Origin of the sequence: Acinetobacter sp. 40AMC3-4 (assembly GCF_049898185.1) — a bacterium.
GTDB lineage: Bacteria > Pseudomonadota > Gammaproteobacteria > Pseudomonadales > Moraxellaceae > Acinetobacter.
In genome coordinates this window covers 1-19,761 of the sequence record NZ_JAFCXG010000003.1, presented here as the reverse complement: position 1 = coordinate 19,761, position 19,761 = coordinate 1, and the positions used below count along the sequence as shown (strand labels likewise).

At 42.4% G+C, this 19,761-nt stretch carries 21 protein-coding genes; 13 read left to right on the top strand and 8 right to left on the bottom strand.

Going from position 1 to position 19,761, the window contains the following annotated elements; genetic code table 11:
* The first annotated feature begins 803 nt into the window (after positions 1 to 803).
* The 3 genes from ACP7BU_RS04890 to ACP7BU_RS04880 all read left to right on the top strand — a co-directional run bounded on the left by ACP7BU_RS04890 (position 804) and on the right by ACP7BU_RS04880 (position 3,139).
* On the top strand, positions 804 to 1,181 hold the full coding sequence (locus ACP7BU_RS04890) for a hypothetical protein (protein ID WP_314107482.1): 378 nt from the start codon (positions 804 to 806) through the stop codon (positions 1,179 to 1,181).
* On the top strand, positions 1,175 to 2,380 hold the full coding sequence (locus ACP7BU_RS04885; RefSeq protein WP_425879517.1) for a CsgG/HfaB family protein: 1,206 nt from the start codon (positions 1,175 to 1,177) through the stop codon (positions 2,378 to 2,380). The genes ACP7BU_RS04890 and ACP7BU_RS04885 overlap by 7 nt, the downstream gene beginning before the upstream one ends.
* 84 nt (positions 2,381 to 2,464) lie before the next feature.
* A complete protein-coding gene (locus ACP7BU_RS04880; RefSeq protein WP_425879551.1) occupies positions 2,465 to 3,139 on the top strand; it encodes a hypothetical protein in 675 nt (224 codons plus the stop codon).
* A 311-nt stretch (positions 3,140 to 3,450) separates the two neighbouring features.
* On the opposite strand, the gene ACP7BU_RS04875 is transcribed toward ACP7BU_RS04880, so the two are convergent.
* From ACP7BU_RS04875 to ACP7BU_RS04865, 3 genes are all read right to left on the bottom strand, one after another.
* Positions 3,451 to 4,026 (bottom strand): xanthine phosphoribosyltransferase, encoded by a 576-nt coding sequence (locus ACP7BU_RS04875; RefSeq protein ID WP_005094083.1) that lies wholly within the window; start codon positions 4,024 to 4,026, stop codon positions 3,451 to 3,453.
* 88 nt (positions 4,027 to 4,114) lie between these two features.
* Positions 4,115 to 4,828, bottom strand: a complete 714-nt coding sequence (locus ACP7BU_RS04870) for a DUF3108 domain-containing protein (protein WP_253102442.1) — start codon at positions 4,826 to 4,828, stop codon at positions 4,115 to 4,117.
* A gap of 159 nt (positions 4,829 to 4,987) precedes the next feature.
* Positions 4,988 to 5,674, bottom strand: a complete 687-nt coding sequence (locus tag ACP7BU_RS04865) for a hypothetical protein (RefSeq protein WP_005263717.1) — start codon at positions 5,672 to 5,674, stop codon at positions 4,988 to 4,990.
* A gap of 263 nt (positions 5,675 to 5,937) precedes the next feature.
* On the opposite strand from ACP7BU_RS04865, the gene ACP7BU_RS04860 reads away from it, so the two are divergent.
* Entirely contained in the window at positions 5,938 to 6,795 is an 858-nt protein-coding gene (locus ACP7BU_RS04860; protein WP_425879520.1) for an energy transducer TonB, read from the top strand.
* A 166-nt stretch (positions 6,796 to 6,961) separates the two neighbouring features.
* Here ACP7BU_RS04860 and ybeY read toward each other — a convergent pair whose 3' ends face one another.
* Genes ybeY through miaB form a run of 3 tightly spaced genes read right to left on the bottom strand, consistent with a single transcriptional unit; the run spans position 6,962 to position 10,038 of the window.
* Positions 6,962 to 7,444, bottom strand: a complete 483-nt coding sequence (gene ybeY / locus ACP7BU_RS04855; protein WP_071850834.1) for an rRNA maturation RNase YbeY — start codon at positions 7,442 to 7,444, stop codon at positions 6,962 to 6,964.
* A 22-nt stretch (positions 7,445 to 7,466) separates the two neighbouring features.
* Positions 7,467 to 8,543, bottom strand: coding sequence for a PhoH family protein (locus ACP7BU_RS04850; RefSeq protein WP_425879522.1), 1,077 nt, complete (start codon positions 8,541 to 8,543; stop codon positions 7,467 to 7,469).
* A 37-nt stretch (positions 8,544 to 8,580) separates the two neighbouring features.
* Complete coding sequence (miaB, locus tag ACP7BU_RS04845; protein WP_071850832.1) at positions 8,581 to 10,038, bottom strand: tRNA (N6-isopentenyl adenosine(37)-C2)-methylthiotransferase MiaB; 1,458 nt, start codon at positions 10,036 to 10,038, stop codon at positions 8,581 to 8,583.
* A 334-nt stretch (positions 10,039 to 10,372) separates the two neighbouring features.
* On the opposite strand from miaB, the gene ACP7BU_RS04840 reads away from it, so the two are divergent.
* The 6 genes from ACP7BU_RS04840 to ACP7BU_RS04815 all read left to right on the top strand — a co-directional run bounded on the left by ACP7BU_RS04840 (position 10,373) and on the right by ACP7BU_RS04815 (position 15,260).
* Positions 10,373 to 12,307 (top strand): transglycosylase SLT domain-containing protein, encoded by a 1,935-nt coding sequence (locus ACP7BU_RS04840; protein ID WP_425879553.1) that lies wholly within the window; start codon positions 10,373 to 10,375, stop codon positions 12,305 to 12,307.
* A 32-nt stretch (positions 12,308 to 12,339) separates the two neighbouring features.
* On the top strand, positions 12,340 to 12,978 hold the full coding sequence (locus ACP7BU_RS04835; RefSeq protein ID WP_373683237.1) for a ribonuclease T2 family protein: 639 nt from the start codon (positions 12,340 to 12,342) through the stop codon (positions 12,976 to 12,978).
* A gap of 167 nt (positions 12,979 to 13,145) precedes the next feature.
* A complete protein-coding gene (locus ACP7BU_RS04830; protein ID WP_004645103.1) occupies positions 13,146 to 14,132 on the top strand; it encodes a malate dehydrogenase in 987 nt (328 codons plus the stop codon).
* Positions 14,133 to 14,302: 170 nt separating this feature from the next.
* Positions 14,303 to 14,581, top strand: coding sequence for a DUF2789 family protein (locus ACP7BU_RS04825; protein WP_004645104.1), 279 nt, complete (start codon positions 14,303 to 14,305; stop codon positions 14,579 to 14,581).
* 51 nt (positions 14,582 to 14,632) lie between these two features.
* A complete protein-coding gene (locus tag ACP7BU_RS04820; protein ID WP_425879525.1) occupies positions 14,633 to 14,887 on the top strand; it encodes a DUF2789 family protein in 255 nt (84 codons plus the stop codon).
* Between the two features lie 115 nt (positions 14,888 to 15,002).
* The gene (locus tag ACP7BU_RS04815; protein WP_004645106.1) at positions 15,003 to 15,260 is read left to right on the top strand and encodes a DUF2789 family protein; all 258 of its coding nucleotides are present in this window, start codon (positions 15,003 to 15,005) and stop codon (positions 15,258 to 15,260) included.
* Positions 15,261 to 15,350: 90 nt separating this feature from the next.
* Here the strand turns inward: ACP7BU_RS04815 and ACP7BU_RS04810 are convergent, their stop codons facing one another.
* The gene (locus ACP7BU_RS04810) at positions 15,351 to 15,878 is read right to left on the bottom strand and encodes a hypothetical protein (protein WP_425879527.1); all 528 of its coding nucleotides are present in this window, start codon (positions 15,876 to 15,878) and stop codon (positions 15,351 to 15,353) included.
* A 70-nt stretch (positions 15,879 to 15,948) separates the two neighbouring features.
* Complete coding sequence (locus ACP7BU_RS04805; protein WP_425879529.1) at positions 15,949 to 16,551, bottom strand: 2OG-Fe(II) oxygenase; 603 nt, start codon at positions 16,549 to 16,551, stop codon at positions 15,949 to 15,951.
* 117 nt (positions 16,552 to 16,668) lie between these two features.
* Between ACP7BU_RS04805 and ACP7BU_RS04800 the strand changes: the two genes are divergently transcribed.
* The 3 genes from ACP7BU_RS04800 to ACP7BU_RS04790 are packed head-to-tail and all read left to right on the top strand — an operon-like array spanning position 16,669 to position 19,481.
* Positions 16,669 to 17,526 carry a 23S rRNA (adenine(2030)-N(6))-methyltransferase RlmJ gene (locus ACP7BU_RS04800; protein WP_004281423.1) on the top strand — a complete coding sequence of 286 codons (858 nt, stop codon included), beginning with the start codon at positions 16,669 to 16,671 and terminating at the stop codon, positions 17,524 to 17,526.
* Positions 17,527 to 17,564: 38 nt separating this feature from the next.
* The gene (gene pssA, locus ACP7BU_RS04795) at positions 17,565 to 18,386 is read left to right on the top strand and encodes a CDP-diacylglycerol--serine O-phosphatidyltransferase (protein ID WP_004732196.1); all 822 of its coding nucleotides are present in this window, start codon (positions 17,565 to 17,567) and stop codon (positions 18,384 to 18,386) included.
* 18 nt (positions 18,387 to 18,404) lie between these two features.
* On the top strand, positions 18,405 to 19,481 hold the full coding sequence (locus ACP7BU_RS04790) for a DUF6670 family protein (RefSeq protein WP_425879532.1): 1,077 nt from the start codon (positions 18,405 to 18,407) through the stop codon (positions 19,479 to 19,481).
* The last annotated feature ends 280 nt before the right edge of the window (positions 19,482 to 19,761 follow it).

Sequence of the window (19,761 nt, the reverse complement as noted above, 5' to 3'; positions counted from 1 at the left end):
GTGTGCCCTGATCAGCACGTATTCATAACATACAACAACACACTAGATAAGTTTTGAATTCGCAAATCAGAAACATTGCATACTCACTTGATTCTAGTTGAGTTCACGCTAAAACATTGTATTTCAGCTGTAAATATATGCCTTCTTGGTTGATTAACGCAATTCTTAACCTGTCATTGAGGAAATGGCAAATCTCAAGATCATCAGAAATGTTCTTCTCTCATCAGTCTAAATATTGCGATCTTAGGTAGGCCATTTCTGGATTCGAAATGAAAAAGGAAGGGAAGTCGAAAAATATGTAAACGAGTTCTTATCAGGTCTATTCAAGTTTTCAGCCAAAATACATCTGAATATTGGCGTTTCTTTATAAGTCACCTTCATTGTAATTGATTAATTATATTTTAAATAAATCGTGACATTTATCCTTATTAAATAGAAGTTCTAATAAAATAAAAATTTACGACTTTTAAAATATAAAAAGTATAATAATTCTAATCTTTATTAGATAAATTTTTGATTATTGATAATATAAAAAATATATTATCTTAATCAAGTTTTTTGGATGAATTTTATATTCAAAAAAAATTTATATAATGATTTCTTACAAATCACAAATAATAAACAAATATATATTAATTTAATAAAAACAATAATTTATATTTTTAAATAAAACAAAAAAAATAAGTGAATAGGGATAAGTTTTACATTTTATAATTTTATGTGATTTAATATTTTTCAGATAAATTTAATCTTACTTAAATGAAAAATTAAATAAATATCTTAAGTCAGAGGATATTAAGATTATGAGAATATTAGTTATCAATCTGGGTTTATTAGGTTTATGTTTTCTGAGTAACGCTTATGCCACCTCTGATGAGTGGACTCAGCGTTGGAAATCATCCAGTGCCCGTTCCAATGAGAATCTAGTTCAAGCCAATCTGATCGAACTCAAGGAGTCAGACTATTATTCCGGATTAGGTAAAACCACCGTTCATAGCACCTCAACCACTTCCATCGGGACGGTAAATACCCCGACCAACAATATCAATGTAGAGGGTGCAGACAACAATATTGATATTACGAGTGAATTGCTGAATGAAGCACCAGTCAATTCAAATACCAACCAAAATCCTCAGCGCTGTCTTAATTTAAGTAACAGACCAGGAGAATCACAATGTTGAATTTCTCCTCGACCAAAAGACATATATCTTTCGTGAGTGCCACTGTCCTTTTCAGCTCTTTTTTAACAGGCTGCACGGGTTTAGCGCCCTCAAACAAGAAGCCAGTTAGCCTGGTACAAGGCCCCCCAATTACCGATATTTTTACCCCTTTTGATATGGCTTTATCCTGCCTAAAAGGACAATTACGTAGTGATTTGAGTTTCTCCGTGGGGGCAATTCTGGATCAAACCGGTAAGGATGTAGTTACCAATGGTGGTAGCGGAAAAATGGTGACCCAAGGTGCGGGAGATATGGTGCAATCTGCCTTGTTTCAGGCGGGGGTAAGCTTAATGAACCGGCGTGATCCCCGGATTATCGAAAGCGAAGCCAAGTGGGGCATTCGTGATCCAAGACAAATCCAGGCTTCTGATTATTATGTGACAGGCAGTATTAACAGTCTGGATTTTATTCCGGGTGGTGGTTTTGACATGCAGATCGCTGGTGTCGGTCCGAATTATAGTCAAACCCGGATTATGGTCGGTCTGGATTTATCTTTGACTGATACCCGCAGCAGTAAAGTCGTGGGCAATGTTTCATTGCAGAAGCAAATTGCTGCACAGGATTATGGCTTAAGTGCAGGCAGATTCGCTGGTCGTACACTCTTAAATATTCAGATTGGAAAAGGAGAACGAGAGGCAACTAACTTTGCCTTGCGGCAAATGTTGAATCTGGCCACTTTTGAATTGCTGAGTCAGGTTGTCCCACCCGCCGTATTTGAAAGTTGCCGTGCGCAGATACCGCCAGAGTTTGGTCAATTGAACTTAACCCGAAGTTCTGTCGCTCTGCATAAATACAAGAAAAACCAGCAACAAAATAGTACAGCTTCAAGCAGTGTTGTTCAGGAGTCAGTCTCAAGCCAGGCAGACTCATCCAATGAAAAAAATAAGTCAACCAACTCCCCGAGCAAAGATACAAAACCGCCTAAACAGAAAGAGTCCGAGATGATTCAAAACCCTGAAGCAGAGCCTGAAATGAGTAAACAGGACTTGATTAAATATATCAGCAAGAAGCAGCGTCAACCTTCTTCAAATGAGAAAAATGAAGAAAAAGATACTCAAGAAAAGGCTGATAAAGAACAAGAAGATGAAAAAACTACAACGCTATGGGAGGCCAATCCTGAGGTGGTCGAAAATTACTGGTCTAGCACGCAGCGTGATTAAAAATATTTAAAAATGGGCTCGCTCCCATTATAAGAAGGAGTACTTAGCGAGAGGTACTTCAAAACAAAAGTAGGAAGAACAATGATGAAAAACACGATCAAAACAATCGCTTTATCCGTCGCCTTTCTGTCTGGTACAGGTATGGCATACGCCCAAGGAGATGAAACACTTACTGACGTCACCGTAGATACAGGTTTAATAGCTACCCTGGATTCTATTTCTCAGCAGGTTGAAAATGGTTCTGCTTTGAATCTTGCAGTAAATACAGGTAATGTTGATGCAAGCGTCGATCTAGAAGCAATTGCAGAAGCTACAAGAGAAGCACCAGAGGCCATTAGTTCAATTGAAGGTAGTATTGAAACTACTGCGATTGGTGCCGCGAATACCGGTAGTATCAGCATTGAACAGGGTAGCTACAATAAGGTGGTATCAGACATATCAGATGAAACGAGTAACTACGACTACAGTGCAGTAACGAGTGCAACTAATAATTCTGAAACTCTAGAGGAGCTATCAGAGGTTTCGGATAGTTCAGATATCTCGGAAGTTATAAGTTCAACACTGAGTACTGACTATAGTGAGGAAATCAATGAAACTTTAAGCAATTATAGTGTAGCGAACATTGCTTATAATGCGGGTGCTATTGATGCATCTGTAAGTGCTATTTCAGAAGGAACTCAAACTGCTATTAACAATAGCATCACAACTACCGCTATCGGTGCTGTGAATAGCGGTAGTATCACTGTGACTGTTAAATAAACTCTTTTTTTGAAGGAAACACAGGTCTAACTATTGGCAGATAGTTAGGCCTCTTTATTTTATAATAACATCCATATAAATTGTTGTTTATTCATCGGATAAAAAAGTACTTATTATTTGACACTCTCTATTCTAGAAGTTGAATAGCTTGGAGCTTAAAAGTAAGCCATTTATCTAGGATCAAATCTGAAAGAATAAATAAGAACTTAGGCTGAGCTATAGTCGAGTTCGGGATATTTTAAATTTATATCATCAGAAAAACGCAATAAAAAAAGAGCGCATCAGCGCTCTTTTAAAATTCATTGGCGAGCTTAGTCGCGAACAAATTCAACTGTGCCATTTGCCAAAGACTTCACACGTGCCAGTGATTCCACACGATAGCCTTTTTCAAGAAGCAAGTCACGACCTGGCTGGAATGATTTTTCAATCACAATGCCAATACCGACTACTTCTGCATTTGCCTGGTGGATCAGGTCTGCAAGACCTAAAGCCGCTTGACCATTAGCCAGAAAATCATCGATCACTAAAACCTTATCGGTTGAGCTGATGTGTTTATTTGAAATCGCGATTGTGCTTTCAGTCTGTTTGGTAAATGAAAAGACTTTAGAACGATATAAATCATCTTTCAGGGTGAGAGACTGGTATTTACGTGCAAAGATTACAGGTACGCCAAGCTCTAGGCCGGCCATTACGGCAGGTGCAATACCTGATGCTTCAATCGTAATAATTTTGGTAATACCAGCATCCTTAAACAGACGCGCAAATTCTTGACCAATCAGTTGCATCATGACTGGATCAATCTGATGGTTTAAGAAAGAGTCTACTTTCAAAACTTCTTCAGAGAGGACGATGCCTTCAGCCAAGATTTTCTGTTCTAGTGCATGCACGGGAGAATCCTCAAGAGCAGGTGCTTTTTCAAGCAAAAGCGTATTGTAAAAAGCACCCGGAAAAAATCAAGTGAAATTCGCCAAAAACTTAGTTGCTTGCACCTTTATAGTCAGTTAACAGTAAACCATAGGAGGTTTTCTTGTCGACATGCGAAACTTTGACTGGAAGATAGTCAAGTTTTGGTGCCAGCCAGAAAATGGTTTCACGACCTGGTTTGCTGTGTTTCATCACCACTTTAATGGTATTAAAGGATCCGTATTTGGTGCTTATAGTCTCTGAACCCTGTTTGATAAACTTACGGCCTTCAACTTCTTTAGCATCAGCGATATAGTAATTTGCTTTCAGGCCTGAATTTTTTAAGTCTTCACGGATCTGCAATTCCGCATTCAACTCATCCAGAACATCTGCTCTCCAGGCAAAAGAGCGTTTTTCATCGTCTTTCTTGGTACTGATGCTTTTGCTGGAAGGATTAAAATTAATACTCATGGTGTTGTTATGCACCAGCACTTTACTGCTGCGACTGAAACTGCTTGAGCCGATCTTGCCATTATTAAAAGTAAAGCGGCTGGTTTCGGTTGCAGAGGCAATACCTCCGGCTTTTGCAGCAAAGACATAAGTCCAGTTATTGCCTGATTTGCTTAAAGTCCGCGTTGCAGAACCCATATTCTTGCCATTATAGCTAAATTGATAACTGGCCTGGAAAGGAGTCATGGCAAAAGCTTGGCTAGAAATACCAGTGAACAGTATCGCGCTGCTCAGACCCGTGGTCATCACTAAAGTTTTGAATACAGTCTTCGCCATCAGTTATTTTCCTATATTGGTTCAACGGGCAAAACATATCACTTATTGCACCCTTTATTATTTGGGCAAAATATGGAAATTGAAGGGATATTTCTGCCAAAAATGTATATTTCATGTAGTTTTATGGAACTTTTGTTCAAAAACTACGTTTGACATGATTTAAGAAGGATCTTTCTGTTTGATGGGGGTGACCCGGTTGTCATCCATCTCGTCTTCATCCCAGTTCTCTTCCTGATCTTGGGAAAGTTTTCTAAACAGGGCGGCCAGATTGACATTACCAATCACCACCAGTTCGGCTTCACGAAGTACTGCGTGATTCACATGAACTTTGCCCAAGGTATCAATGACAGATCGGCTTTTACCTAACCAGCGATTTAAATCTAGATAAAGCAAGTCATCGATGACTTTAATTACGCCCAGTTTTTCCAGAATCATTCCCAAAGGATCTTTATTCAAGATACGTTGATAGAAGAACAAGCCGAAACGCACGCCCAGTTTATACAGCATATTTGGATATTTGGCTTCAATCAGCTGAGTATCACTAATTTGCTCGAACACGATCAACTGGGTGGTTTTATTTAGTTCCATCTGTACCAGTTTCAAATCAACCGATAAAGTGACAATCAGGCCTTTATAATCCAGTGTTGCATACAAACGCAGCCAGTCTTCGTGTAAATCTGCATGTAAGTCTTTTAATGCATCGACATTGTCTGTGACAAAGCGCTGAAAGGTTGCATTCAGGAAGACTTGCGATAAGGGAAATTCACGCTCATCTTCAATAAATCCTTCCGCCCTCTGATACACTTGGCGGATTCGGTTGGAAATATTGGAAATTAGCGTTTGCATACTGAAGCGTCCTGGCAACTTTATTTTTGACTCGGGATGTATCTTGTCGAATTGTATGAAAAATACAAGCGTTCATGCTTGAAGTTTAGCAAAATAAATAGCACCATTTTTATAGTTTTAGTTATGTAACGTTGAAGATTTGATGGATTTGGCATTTTAAAAAGATAAATGACGAATCCGTTTATTTTTAATCTTTCAAATACTTTTTTGGGGAGCTGAACTCAGTATTGAGTTTGGGCGAATGTGAAAAAACGATGATACTCATGCCTCTGGTCAGAACTTGGTGGAAAGATCCAGTGTTTAGCAGTGCGGTGCTTGCCGCAGGCATTATGCATTTGATCGTGCTGACCCTGGAATTTGGTATGCCGCAAGATCGGGATACCAGTACCAAGGAAATCGCGGTCAGCTTGCGCCAGACTGATCAAAAAATTGAACATGCCGATTTTCTGGCCCAGACAGATCAGCAGGGTTCCGGCCAGTTTAGAGAAGCTCATCGCATGTCGAGTGATATGCCATCGCCGTTAATGGAACAACATGCAGGCGAAGAACTGCAAGAAAGTCTGGATATGCTGCAACAGCAACAGGAACTCAGTTTTGAAGAAAAAGTCCTGATGACCACCTTGAGCTGGCAAAAGCAGGCGGAAGAAAATCAGCGTAAAAAAATGCAGGAGCAATTACAGAGCCAATTTCAGGCCAAAGCGGCCATGGTCGCCAGTCTGGAAGCGCAATATTTACAGCGTCAACAAAATTTCAGTCGTCAGCAAAAAATTAAAACTGTAGATGGGATTCAGGCCAAGCAGGATGTTTCGGCCGCTTATCTGGAAAAGTTCCGTGAAAAAGTGGAATTTTATGGTAACCGCTACTATCCGGAAGCCGCCAAACAACAGAATCTGGCAGGGGAAGTGCGGCTGATGGTAATCCTGAACCAGAATGGCGGAATTCGTGCCATTCGGCTGATTGACAGTTCGGGACATGCCATGCTGGACGAAGCAGCCAAAGCTTCCGTGCGTAAGGCAGCCCCATTTGGTGCTTTCGACAGTAAAATGAAAGAAATTTCCGAACTGCGAGTGATTCGTACCTGGCGTTTTGACCCGGCAGAAGCGGAGTTTGAAGTGCGTTAGACTATTTATTCATTTGTAAACCCTCCCTCTAACTCCCTCCCAAAGGGAGGGAGAACTATCATTGAGCTATAGGTATTAAAACTCCCTCTCCTTATGGGAGAGGGTTGGGGTGAGGGTAAACAATAAAAAAAGCGAGCCTTGGCCCGCTTTTTTTAATATTCAAATTTTAGTTCTGTTCTAGATAAGGATTTTCAAAACCCAGCTTGGCCAGAATCTCGATTTCAATGCCTTCCATTTCTTCAGCATCTTCATCCGAGGTTTCATGGTCATAGCCCATTAGGTGTAAAGTGCCATGTACCAGCATATGGGTGAAATGCGTTAATGGTACTTTTTGCTGTTCCAGCGCTTCCGCCAGTACTACAGGAATACAGATCACCAGATCACCAATGGGAAATGCATCCAGAAACTGCGCCATTTCATCTGGAAGTTCACTTGGGAAAGACAGGACATTGGTCGGTTTGTCTTTGCCTCGATATTCCAAATTCAGTTTATGACTTTCGTCATTATCAACACAGGCAATTCCAATTTCGCAATCACTTTGAGTGCCGATATGACGTAAAGTGGTTTCTACAACTTTTTTAATATAGGCTCGTTTCAGTACCAGTTCAGGTGACTGAAAGTCCTGTTGTAAGGAAAGACTAAGTTTCAACACAAATCCTTAAGTTTAAAGCTTAATGCTGTGCGTCTGCCGCAGCATCATTTTCAGCGATCAAGGCATCCTGACGTGCTTTACGTTCGGCACGTGCTTCAGCACTTAAACGCTGCTGTTCACTGTCCCAGCCTTCGTAGGCTTCAACAATTTTCTGTACCAGTTGATGACGTACTACATCACGCGAATGGAAACGAGTGATATGAATTTCAGGAATTTTATCAATCACACGCAAGGCATGTGACAGGCCGGATTGCTGACCACGCGGTAAATCCACCTGAGTTACGTCGCCCGTAATCACGGCACGTGAGCCAAAACCTAAACGGGTCAGGAACATCTTCATCTGTTCTGGGGTGGTGTTCTGCGCTTCATCTAGAATCACGAAAGAATGATTCAGGGTACGGCCACGCATATAAGCAAGCGGAGCGACTTCAATCACCTGGCGTTCGATCAGTTTGGCCACTTTTTCAAAGCCGAGCATTTCATACAGCGCGTCATACAAGGGACGTAAGTACGGATCGATTTTCTGGGTTAAATCCCCCGGCAAGAAACCAAGTTTTTCACCGGCTTCAACCGCAGGACGAACCAGCAAGATCCGCTGAATTTCATTACGCTCCAGCATGTCCACGGCAGCCGCAACGGCGAGGTAGGTTTTACCTGTACCCGCAGGGCCAATACCAAAAGAAATATCACTTTGCAGAATGCGCTGTACATAACGTTTCTGGTTGGCACCACGCGGATTGATCCGGCCCTTACGAGTTTGCAGCCAGACATTGTCCAGCCCCGTATGTTCCTGATCGTCCAGATCTTGCTGAAGTTCACGGTCAGTCTGGCTGCCCTGAATCATCAGATGTAAAGTATCTGCACTAATCTGCTGACTATGTTTAGATTCTTCATGAAGACGTTGCAAGAGCATTTCGGCTCTCTCAACGGCATCGATTCCACCATCAATAATAAAACTTTCTCCACGATGGGAGATTTTGACGTCTAAACGTTGTTCAATTTGCTTCAAATGGCCGTTATAGGCACCTAACATGGCTTGTATACGGTCCATCGAAATTCCAGGAAAAGCTACTGTACGTCGAATCGCTGCAGTCAAGAGTGTTCCTTATGAAGTGTGCGTTATATGCTCTACATTACGCCACGTCAGGCTCAAGATTCAAGAGCTCACCGTAAACTAAATTCAAAGTTTTAATTTCGGTAATTTCAATCTCGGCAAAGCGGCCTACCCAGGCAGGGTCACCAATAAAGTTGACATAACGGGTATTGTCCGCCGTACCGACCAGAATATTCGGATCTTTATCAGAAACTTTTTCGATCAGTACACGCTGGATGGTCCCGAGCATGGCATCCGTCTTGTCAATGCTTGAACGCTTAATCCATTGCTGAACTTTGGCCAGACGTTCTTTTTTGACATCTTCAGAAATCGTATCTTCCAGTTCTGCCGCAGGCGTACCCGGGCGTTTTGAATAGATAAAACTATAAGAATGGTCAAAATCCAGATCCTGAATAAACTGATAAGTCTCTTCAAAGTTTTCATCTGTTTCACCCGGGAAGCCAATGATAAAATCTGAAGATAGGTGCATGTCAGGGCGAACTGCACGTAACTTTTTAATCTTTTCGATATAGACATCAATGGTGTGGTTACGCTTCATCGCTTGTAACACATCATTGGAACCGCTTTGTACCGGCAGATGCAGATGTGAAACCATTTGTGGCAGGTCACGATAGCACTGGATCAGGTCATCATTAAATTCCAGGGGATGCGAGGTGGTATAGCGAATACGGCCAATACCCGGAATGTCTGCAACCAAACGCAGCAAATCGGCAAAAGTACAGATATTGCCTTCGAAGGTTTCACCCCGGTAGCCATTTACGTTCTGACCCAACAGCGAAATTTCACGCACGCCTTTTTCTGCCAGACCTGCAATTTCAGCCAGGACATCATCCAGTGGACGAGAAACTTCTTCACCACGCGTATACGGCACCACGCAGAAAGAACAGTATTTGGAACAGCCTTCCATGATCGAGACAAAAGCTTTATAGCCTTCAACACGCGGTTCTGGCAGAAAGTCGAATTTCTCGATATCGGGGAAGGAAATATCCACCAGTTTGATTTTTTCTTTTTTCGGCTTTTCGATCTGCTCAAAATGCTGATCCAGCATTTGCGGCAAACGGTGCAGGGTTTGTGGACCAAAAATCATATCGACATAATTGGCACGTTTCTGGATGTTGTCGCCTTCCTGAGATGCCACACAGCCACCGACACCAATAATCAGATCAGGATTTTTATCTTTAAGCTTACGCCAGCGGCCTAGCTCGGAGAATACTTTCTCCTGGGCTTTTTCACGGATCGAGCAGGTATTCATCAGTAGAATATCGGCATCTTTAGGATCGGTGGTCAGCACATAGCCATGAGAATCGCCTAACAGGTCTGCCATACGGTGACTGTCGTACTCATTCATCTGACACCCTTGTGTTTCGATGTACAGTTTTTTGACTGAAGCATCGCTAACTGGGGTGTGCGCTGGCTGGGTAACAGTGTTTTCTGAGGCAGCTGGGGCACCATTCGGAATGAAGGTTTGAACCGTCATGTAGGCTCCTACAAGGTAATACGTTGAAAGAGTGAACGAACAGCCTGATTGATGCATCAAACAGGTGAATAAAAATTCAATTCACGGACTGAAATCTTGGAAAGGCGCATATTTTAGCAGGAAAGTCGCTTAAACTTATAGCCCAAATTAACTGTGGAAAAATATTGATTTATGGGCAAAAATTGTCTGTAGATTAATATTGCTTAATCATAAGGTTACATAACTGAACAATAGAGTGGGTTATAATCTTCAAACTAGCTCTTATGATATGCAACATGGGCAAAGCACAAAATCGATGATAGAAGGCAAAGGGATGTTGAAACACACTAAAACTATGTATAAATACTATAAATTAATTACTTTAAGTGTGGCATGTATCTGTTCAGCGAGTACACAGGCAGCAGAAGAACAATTTAATGATGCCTTGCGTGCAGCCAATGCAGGTAATACTGAACTGTTACAGCAATATCGTCTGTCTATGCAGAATGATGCCTTGGGCTATTATCCGGAATACTGGATTTTAAACCAGAATCTTGCCATGCAGCCTGTTAGCCAGATTATCAGCTTTGCCCAGCGTTACCCTCAATCTGCGATGGCTGAAAAGCTGGCAGCGGACTATGTCGAAGAAAAAGTAAAAATGGCAGACTTTGGCACTGCCCAACCGGTATTGCCTTATGTGACCAATGCTGATCCTGCCGAAGCCTGTGCAGTGGCACAAGTCCGTGCCAAAGCTGGCGATGAACTGGTCTATGCTGAATTTAAAGAGGTCTGGCTGACGACGAATAACCAACCGGATTCTTGTACCGGTCTTGGCCGGATGATGCTTTCCAGTCCACTCATGACAGCAGAAGACCGTCAGCAGCGACTCTGGGGACAACTTCGTGCCGGACAGTCAGGTCAGGCCATTGCGACAGCGCAAGGCATTGGCCTGAATTTGTCATTGGCACAATTGAACTCGATTCAGGCCAATCCCACCAGTTATTTGTGGTCTGCACCTAAAAGCAGTGCTGCCGAACATGCCTATCTGATCTATGCACTGGGTCGTCTGGCAGATACTGATCTGGACTCGGCCTTATCCATTGTCAAACGTACCGCAGAAGGCACACCTGCATCTGTACAACGCGCCTTATATCGTGCTGTCGGTTATATCGGTGGTACCACAGTGATGAAAAACAACTTCAATCGGGAAGTGTTGAATGCGCTAGATGCCAGCTATGGCCTGCCATTTAGCCCGGAAGAAGCCGAAATTTATGCACGTCAGGCCATCCGTTTTAGTGCTTGGGAAAGCCTGATTCGTGCCATTGATAGCATGAGTGTTAACCAAAAGCAGGAAGATCGCTGGCAATATTGGCTGGCGCGTGCTAGTGAACAACGTGCTGACCGTGCTTCCAAGCAGGCAGCAGAAAGTATTTATCGTAAGCTGGCGACCGGAGATGACTATCACAATCTTTTGGCACGCGACAAGCTGGGGCAGGTGACCGCGAGTACACCAACCCCGGCACAGCCATCCAATCAGGCTATGCAGCGCTTGAATCAGGATATTCATTTCCGCCGTGCTTTCACTTTACGTAATATCAGCGCCCCAGAGAACTACATTAACCGTGAATGGAACTGGGCAGTACGTCAGGCTTATCTAAAGAAAGATGATGACCTGTTGCTGGCTGCGGCAAAGCGTGCCATGGACATGGGTTGGCATGATCGGGCCATTTATGCCGCTGACCGTACCGCGAACAAACATAATTATAACTATCGTTATCCAATGCCACATCAGAATTACGTGGTCAGCCATAGTCGCAATGCGGGGATTGATCCGGCCTGGGCCTATGGTTTGATGCGTCAAGAAAGTCGTTTCAATACCGTCGCACGTTCACATGTCGGGGCGGGTGGTCTAATGCAGATTATGCCGGATACGGCCAAGTTGGTGGCGCGTCAAATGGGTGAGGCTTATAATCCGGCAGCACTCACCGATATGAATACCAATATTCGCTACGGAACATTCTATTTATCTACCATTCAGCGTCAGCTCAGCAATAGTCCAGTTCTGGCAACAGCAGGCTATAATGCCGGTCCAAACCGTGCCCGCCGCTGGCAGCCAGAATTTCAGGGAATGGCCGCAGATCAATATACTGAAAGTATTCCTTTACTTGAAACCCGAGATTATGTGAAACATGTCATGACCAATGCCACGCATTACGGTATCTTGTTAGGACAGGGGGCACAGTCAGTGGGTAAACGCATGCAACTGATACCATTACGAAATACACAATAAAATTAAAATTATTGGGGAATGGTGACTTATTCATGAAAATAATGAAGGATCGTCGAGTCTGGGCTGGATCGGTTGCGCTTGTAGTATTGGCCAGCAGTCAGGCAGCATTTGCTGCACCAACAGACTATGTCATGGATGTACAAATGGTCCCGGCCTTATGTAGCTTGTACCCGGAATATGCCAAGAAGCGAAAATGTCTGGAAGGTTATTCGCTGAATATCTCCGGCTTATATCCTCAGACTACATCACAAAATTGTACGACCAATAGCTCCGCGAAACTGTCACCACTGCAGTCCAAGGTAGTGGCCAGGATCATGCCGGATGACAATACCCGGACAATTTTATGGCGCAATATCGGTGGCTGCGTGCCGATGAATGCCAGTCAGTATTTCCGGACGATTATCAATTATGCAGATCGTCTTAAAGTGCCTGCGGAACTAACGGAACAGGAAAATATCACGATTTCTGTCGATACATTGCGAGCCAAATTCCTGAAAATTAATCCGCAATTACCGGGCAATGCCTTGCGATTCAACTGCCAGCAGACTCAGTCAGCTAGCGTGCTTACCTCGATCAAGGTCTGTTATCGCCCCAATGGCAATTACAAATCCTGTCCTGCCAACATTATTAATACATGCCCAAAAACTGTCACAATAAAAGGAACATACTGAGCTTTTTTGCCGATTTAATTTATATTTCCTATCAGACTTTAGGTGAAATCCGTCCTCTTTTATATGCATCTGGCAAAGGATTGGAGTACAATCTTTCGCGTTTACGATTATTAGATTAAATACTAACTATTTAATCGCATTGAATATCCTCAATTGGAGATAATTAGATGAAGCAAGCAGTTCGTGTTGCCGTTACTGGCGCTGCAGGTCAAATTGGTTACAGCCTATTATTCCGTATCGCAAGCGGCGAAATGCTAGGTAAAGATCAACCAGTGATTTTGCAATTGCTCGAAGTTCCTTTTGAGAAAGCTCAGCAAGCGCTTAAAGGCGTAATGATGGAGCTTCAAGATTGTGCATTCCCATTACTAGAAGACATGATCGGTACTGATGATCCTAAAGTTGCATTTAAAGATGCTGACTACGCGCTTCTAGTTGGTTCACGTCCACGTGGTCCAGGTATGGAACGTGCTGACCTGCTTAAAGTGAACGGTGAAATCTTCATTGGTCAAGGTCAAGCATTGAACGAAGTTGCGAGCCGTGACGTTAAAGTTCTAGTTGTTGGTAACCCTGCAAACACGAATGCTTACATCGCAATGAAATCTGCTCCAGATCTCCCAGCGAAAAACTTCACTGCAATGTTACGTCTTGACCACAACCGTGCTGCATCTCAAATTGCTGCTAAAACTGGTAAAGCGGTTAAAGACATCAAAAATCTTACAGTTTGGGGTAACCACTCTCCAACCATGTATGCTGACTACCGTTTTGCAACAATTAACGGCGAAAGCGTTAAAGACATGATCAACGACCAAGAATGGAATGCAAATACATTCCTTCCGACTGTTGGTAAACGTGGTGCTGCGATCATCGAAGCACGTGGTTTGTCTTCTGCTGCTTCTGCTGCTAACGCTGCAATCGACCATATGCGCGATTGGGCTCTTGGCACAAACGGCGAATGGGTAACAATGGGTATTCCTTCTGACGGTTCTTACGGTATTCCTGAGGGCGTAATGTTCGGTTTCCCTGTAACAACTGAAAACGGTGAATACAAAATCGTTCAAGGCCTAGAAATCGACGAATTCAGTCAAGAGCGTATCAACTTCACGTTGAACGAACTTGAAGAAGAGCGCGCAGCAATTGCTGACATGCTTAAATAATTTGATCTGAATAGATTAAGTTGAAAAAAGCACTCCATTTGGGGTGCTTTTTTTATATCACTCACTTTAATCAACAAAAAATAACAAGCTGTGAAGGAGAGACAACTGAGTTTTCGCTATGAGCCATCTAAGGTAGAAACAAGATTATAGATAAAAAGATGGAGGTTCAGATGTTAGAGCAACGCGCCACCTTCGAACTTTTCTTTGAACAATTGGGTTTGGATTCGAGTCCGGAAGCGATTGACGAGTTTATTAGCACGCATCAAATTGGTATGGATGTGCCACTGCATAAAGCTCCTTTTTGGAGTAAATCACAGCATGACTTTCTGATCAGTCACTGGAAGAAAGATGATGACTGGGCCATTTTTGTCGATGTGTTAAATGAACAATTACATATTGAGGCAGAGGGTTCAGGTTCCTGTGACATACCGAGCCATAAATCAACCTAAGAATTCGAATCTCAACACTCTCATAATTTAACGCTACGATGGAGACTATTTATGCTTATGGAACAACAGTTAACTTTAGAATTATTATTTGAACAATTGGGTTTGCCTTCTGATGAAGCCTCAATTACTCAGTTTACCCATACCCATCAATTGCCATCTGAAGTGGCATTACCGGATGCCGAATTCTGGAGTGAGGGACAAAGTGCCTTCCTGCGTGAACACTGGCACCAAGATGATGAATGGATTGTCATTATTGACAAGTTAAATCAGCTTTTACATGTGGAAAGTGACAAGCAGAGCACTTAAATGCATTCGTACAAAATGAAACAACAAACCTAGTCAAATGACTAGGTTTTCTTTGTCTTATCTTATAAGTTAGATCTATAAATAATTACAATTTATCTGATATAAGGAGGGCGCGATGCTCGCAAAGAACCAACCATCCTTAGAGCTCTTGTTTTCTCAGCTCGGTCTCGCCAATAGTCCTGCGGCTATTGAATTGTATGTACGCACCCATCAACTGCCAGCAGGGCTGTCCTTGCATGATGCGCCATTCTGGAATAAAGCCCAGCGTTCTTTATTAATCAGCCATTTGGTACAAGATGATGATTGGGCAATTTGGGTCGATGAACTGAATCAGCAACTGCACATGGACGCTTATAGACGTCAACCTGCTTGATCATTTTTCCTATATTTTTCTGATATTTAAAATAAGATGATATAGCTTGTATTAAAAAACGCCTCATTTGAGGCGTTTTTGTTCTTTGGCTTAATGCATTTTGCTTTTTAATATTTTGTTAAACCATTCGTGCTGACGATAATCATTAAATGCATGATGCTGCTGTAATAATTCCAGCTCAAATTCGGCAGTGGTAGTGTATTTACCTAACCAGTGGCGGGTCAGGGCCGGCTCATTTTTACTGGCACTGGCATAGGCCAGAAAGAAATAAATGTCCCCATGTTCATAACTGGCCATTGGCTTTAAAATTTGCTGAGTAATCAGGGCGAAATGGTGCTCTTTGGTCAATTCAAAAAACATCATATAAGCCTTGGCCAGATGCAAAGATAGGTTGATATACATGCGCAGCGGCATTTCTTCAAATTCTACCCGGCCTTGTTCCAGCAACACTACGGCTTCTTGCAGGAAATGTCGCTGTTCCTGACGCAGGTCACTTAAAGTCACCAGCTGTAAACGAAGATCAGCACGTTCAAGCGTTAATTCCGGCGTATTGCCTTTTAAATACAATTGGTCAGTTTCACCCAGACGTTGAATAATCTGTTTGGTCGTTAATCGCATCAACGCAATCCTCATTTCTCAATAATGGCTATATGAGGTTAAAAATTAAAATTTAAAGCGGCAGCGTGTCTTAGAGTAGTGAGGTATCACTTCTTAGCCAGGCGGTAATGGATAGGCGTTGCTGTTTAGAGATTAAAACTTCATGTAATAAATCGCTCTGGAACAGCGCCATTCGGTTCGGTTTTGGCTGGATAATATGCCACTGGCCATGTTTGTCCTGCAGGCGTAGTTCACCGCCCCAGTCCTTCTGCCATTGTTCATGTAAATAATACACACTGGAAATCATCCGGCCATTTTTATCTTGAGGATTGTCGCGGTGCAGGGTATAGAACTCACCCGCGTGATAGCAAGCGAAATGTGCTTCGACATCTTTGATGCCTAAATAAAACGCGCGGTTTAAAACTTGAGAAAATTGTTGAAGAGTTTGGATGTGTCGGTGGGAAATTTGAAATTCAGGTTGTAACCAAAGAATATGATCACTACGGATGTTGTTAACGACACCATTTTGAATGGCTGCATTACGAAATTCGTTTAAGTGGCTTAAGCATTCTTGACTCACTGCATGTTGATATTCGCTAGAGTACGCATCGTCAACAATACTAAAGCCATGTTGATCTAAATCATCTAAGATTTGATCAACATTCCAATCCCCTGGGATGATAACTGCTTCCATTTTTTCAATTCTCGATAGTGTGGTAAAAAAAGGTCCGCTATTTTAGTGCAATAATCGTTTCTGAACGAAATAGTTTTTCATGTTAAAATAGCAATTGATCTTAGGAATAATTGAAACATGAATTACCGTCACTCTTACCACGCAGGCAACTTTGCCGATGTCATGAAGCACGTTTTATTGCTTCAGTTGTTGACTCGACTGAATGCAAAAGACAAACCTTATCGCTATGTAGATACACATGGTGGTGCAGGTAAATATGATTTGTCGACTGCCGAAGCGCAAAAATCAGGTGAGTTTTTAAACGGTATTCATCGTCTTATTAAGCTGGATGATTCGATCAAGCGTAATGCACCTGAAGGCGTACAACAATACTTGAAAATTGTTGAAAACATGCGTGAAAACTTTGGTAAGGGTGCTTATCCGGGTTCACCGTGGTTTGCCCTGGAAGGTATGCGCGAGATTGATAAAGCGACCATTTTTGAAATGCAGCGTGATGTATTCCAGCAACTTCGTCATAATATTTTTGACAAGCGTGCCGGTTTGCATGAACGTGATGCATACGAAGGTTTGTTAGCTGTCATTCCACCGAAAGAAAAACGTGGTCTGGTGATGATCGATCCGCCATATGAACTGGAGCGTAAAGATTTCCCGCAGTTGGTTGAGCTGCTGGTTGCCGCGTATAAGAAATGGCCGACAGGTGTATTCGCCGTTTGGTATCCAATTAAAGACCGTGCCATGATCGAACGCTTCGAGAAAAAAATGTTCAAGACCGGTATCCGCCGTCAACTGGTGTGTGAAGTCTGTGTATGGCCGGATGATACCCCAGTAGGCTTGAACGGTTGTGGTTTGCTGGTGATTAACCCACCTTGGAAATTCTCTGAAGATGCAGATGAAGCACTACAGTGGTTATTCCCGCATCTTCGCATGAGTGAAAATGGTGGTCACGCTGCAGTTCGCTGGTTAGTGGGCGAGTAATTTTTTTAAAGATCAGGTCATAGCTAGGATCGACAAGAATGACAAATATAAGCAAACCGGAACGCGACTCTTCAACTGAAGTGCCTTTTGATGGCATCACCTTTGAGGTAGAAGAAGAGGAGCATACCCAGGAAGGGCAAAAAGTTAAGCGTCGAGGCATCTATCTATGGCCGAACCTGATTACAACGGCAGCGTTGTTGTCAGGTTTCTATTCGATTATTGCCAGTATGAATGGTGATTTTCAACAAGCGATTTATGCGATCTTTATTGCGGCATTACTGGATGGATTGGATGGCCGTGTGGCACGTGCGATTGGTGCACAAAGTCCGTTCGGTGAACAGTTTGACTCGCTTTCTGACATGCTGGCTTTTGGTGTAGCTCCCGCTATTTTAATGTATAGCTGGGGCTTAAGCGATTTGGGCCGAATCGGTCTGGCAGCATGCTTTGTTTATACTGCTTGTGCTGCGTTCCGTCTGGCGCGTTTCAATGTACAGATTGGTGTGGTCGATAAACGTTATTTTATTGGTGTGGCAAGTCCTCTGGCTGCCATCATGATTGTGTCATTGGTCTGGGTCGGTCTGGATTTTCCAGAAATCTTTGATATTCGTGAACCTTCTCTTCAGGTCATTAATGCAGTGGTCATTATTGCGGTGGGCTTGTTGATGATTTCCAATATCAAATACTATTCATTTAAAACTGTAGAACGTAAACGGGTTCCATTTTTTGTCCTACCAATTGCCGTATTCGTCTTTGCAGCGATGACTTATAATATTCCTGTCGGCATTCTGGTCATTTCTATTCTCTATGCCTTGTCTGGTTTTATCACCACCTTTATGGCAAAAAGATCGAGTACATTATAAAAATATAAGGAGTCTGAGATGCGGTTTCTTCAAGATTTTCTAGATCGTTCGAAACAGCTAAATCAGACTCCTGCTGTTTCGCGCTATCCCGCCTATCATGGTCCTACCTCAAAATATAAAATTATTCATCAAGGTTTGATGATCCCCGGGCTTCCGGCACCGCTCTATTATTTAAACTTTATGAGTATTATCGGGCAACCCAATGCACCCATGCTGTCAAACCCGAGCGCAATCGAAACCACAGCCTTAGATACCGCCACCGTGATTTGCAGTTCGAGTCCGCATATGGTGGGGCAATTACATCACTACTCGGTCAAGCAGGACTGTCATTTTAAATCAGGTCTGTTTCAGTTTCTAGATCGGGAGCAATTGAGCGGAAGTTTTCCAAATTTTCGTTTGCAGCGTTCTGACTCGGAACTCAGTTTTGATTTAAATATTCAAACCACTCAACTGATTTCTCATTTTACCCAAATGCGGTTTTCCTTGGCAGATCACTGGTCTTTGCTATGTCATTGTCAGGGAACGGTGAACTATAAAGCGCAGCAATATACGATCGATGGTCTTGGAAGCTTTGAATACGCGCGGAGTTTTAACTTTCCTTATCTACCTTTGGCCTTCCTGACTTATCAAATTATTAATCTCAGTGAAAAGAGGCAACTGTTGTTGGCGCAGATTCGGGATGGTTTTAATCGTATTGTTCAGTCGCGGATATATCTCCGTGATTTAAAAAACATGCGGACCCAAATGTTCGATCGAAAAGTTTATTTTAAAGTTCATCGTGTTTATCCGTGTGTCACGACACCCAATCGGCAAAGTATGTATTTGCCGCGCGAATTTGAATGGTGTTATGAAAATGCAGACGGTACTTGTATCTGGGTACAAGGTCAAAGTCGTGGAGATTTTAAATTTGGCCTGGCAGCGGGCTATGTAGGAAGTTTTAGTTATCAAGTGAAAATAAATGAAGAAACTGAAAATGGGGAAGGGGGTTATTGTGAATATATAGATTGCCGGCCTTTACGCTTTCAGGAACAGAATAAAACTGAAAAAAGATTAAGTCATTTATCCAATTCAGTCCCTTTACTGCTCAAGAAATGAAAAAAATCGCGATTTTTGTAGAATAAATAAACAGTCGTGATATTTTTGCTGAATTATTTAAGAATAGGGGTTGTATTGGGTTGGGAATACTGTAGAATGCACATCCATCGGCGGTGATGAAGATTAAAACTTCTGATAAAACAGTAACTTAGTTAAGATTGATTGAGTTGGGTTTTATTTGATAAGTTTGAAAAATAGTTTTCATTACTGGTTGACTTTCTAGAGATAGAGAGTAATATAGCCGACCTAGCTTGCTGGTGACGAATCAGCAAGAAGATCA